Raw genomic sequence first — 1,479 nt, 5'->3', positions numbered from 1 at the left:
CTGATTACTGTATGCCAGTGCGTTTTCTGCGTGATTCACGACTTCAAAGGTTTCTTTATGCATGGCTCACCTCCGGCAGGCGACCAGCAAAGGAAAGCACGAACTGACCGGCCAGAGAGCGACGGGCGTCTTGTTCAGAATGGGCGGTTACTGATTCACGGTGCGGCTTGGCGTTCAGGTCAGAACGGCACACGGCGAGAAAGAGAAATTTAAAGCGAGTTGGGGTATGATTTAACATAGCTGCCTTGATACGTACTCTATCGTTGGTGGTAAGAGGCCCGGTTAGTGTTAGCGCACTTCCGGGCTTCGTTATTTCTTGAGCATCTAAAGCCCCAAGGTGGAACACACTATAAACATCAACAGTGTTCCACTTCAACCATTTTATTAATTTATTTTTTGTGTATACTGTGTTCCACCAAATGATTGAGGATTCAGTAATGGCAACAGGTAGCGTTAATGCCAAATCACAAAAAATACATGCCAGAGTTCCGCATGAAGTTATTGATGAAGTTGAATTAGTGAAAGATGACGGTGAAAGTACCTCGCAATTTGTCGTGGCTGCTTTGCAAGGTGAGATCAAACGCCGTAAGCGCAAGAAGGCCAAGGAAGCACCAGAGGGCTGACCTACGAAAGTTTCGCATGTACGAACATGCTGTTCTGCAAGATGTTGATTTATCTCATTCCTCAGATTTGAGGAATCATGATTTATCTTACAGTCCAACTCTGGACTGCGTTGATTTTCCTCATGAAGCAAAAACGGCACCATCTCAAGGGTAGTGTTCTCAGCACTGCCCTTTTCTTTGCCTATAATCTGCTGATTTAGTTTAACTAACGCCACGGGCGAAAGTTGACTGCACGTTATAACTTGTTGATTTTCGCTGTTACATCCGTTTCGAATGATTACCGAACCTAAGTAACGGTAATGCTCAGGTGAACCGGAATAATTATCCGGTTTAACGTTGAGAAGTTTACGCATGGCTTTTGCTCTCCACGCCGATTCCGTGGTTAGCAAATTCCATTTCAGCACAATCAAGTTTAATCAACAGGTTACGGCGTACCGGTGAGTTGCGTGATGTTTGTGAGTAACCGAAAGTCACCCACAAAGTTTTTTGCAACTGGCCCGAAATTACCAGGTTAGTATGCGACTCGCTCAAAGATAGTCGGTTCGGGGTGCCAGCCAGGGGAAAGGCTTTATTCTGGCTGGCCACTGGAGTTATGAGCATCATGCCACCACCTCGACACGCAGACCTTTAGCTGTGTAGCCCTGAACCTGCTTACCATTCACACGAACCCGCTTTTTAGTCAGTAAACGAATGTGGTCGCCGTATACATGAAGTAACTTTCCATCTACAGCAACCTCGTTATAACCATATCGAGGCTTGTGTGACACCTGCACAAATGACTCTGAGGCCTTGTGTGGTGCGGTTCCTTCTGCACATACCTCTTGCTTACCACCAGAAACACGCTTAACCACTGCCA

3 protein-coding genes and 1 pseudogene are annotated in these 1,479 nt (G+C 46.2%); 1 reads left to right on the top strand and 3 read right to left on the bottom strand.

Going from position 1 to position 1,479, the window contains the following annotated elements; all coding sequences use genetic code 11:
• Nucleotides 1-55 precede the first annotated feature (55 nt).
• Nucleotides 56-238, bottom strand: coding sequence for a host cell division inhibitor Icd-like protein (locus tag AEP37_RS28020; protein WP_049615632.1), 183 nt, complete (start codon nucleotides 236-238; stop codon nucleotides 56-58).
• Nucleotides 239-437: 199 nt separating this feature from the next.
• Here AEP37_RS28020 and AEP37_RS26790 point away from each other — a divergent pair, with 199 nt between their 5' ends.
• Nucleotides 438-623, top strand: a complete 186-nt coding sequence (locus AEP37_RS26790; protein WP_049614860.1) for a YlcI/YnfO family protein — start codon at nucleotides 438-440, stop codon at nucleotides 621-623.
• 345 nt (nucleotides 624-968) lie between these two features.
• Here AEP37_RS26790 and AEP37_RS23685 read toward each other — a convergent pair whose 3' ends face one another.
• Together AEP37_RS23685 and AEP37_RS26785 are read right to left on the bottom strand one after the other, a co-directional pair.
• Complete coding sequence (locus AEP37_RS23685) at nucleotides 969-1,226, bottom strand: hypothetical protein (RefSeq protein WP_049615631.1); 258 nt, start codon at nucleotides 1,224-1,226, stop codon at nucleotides 969-971.
• Nucleotides 1,223-1,479, bottom strand: a pseudogene (locus AEP37_RS26785) (hypothetical protein); the annotation flags it as partial. The pseudogene AEP37_RS26785 and the gene AEP37_RS23685, both read right to left, overlap by 4 nt.

The sequence above is a fragment of the Yersinia pekkanenii genome (genome assembly GCF_001152565.1).
GTDB lineage: Bacteria > Pseudomonadota > Gammaproteobacteria > Enterobacterales > Enterobacteriaceae > Yersinia > Yersinia pekkanenii.
This window is presented reverse-complemented; position numbering and strand designations above follow the sequence as displayed.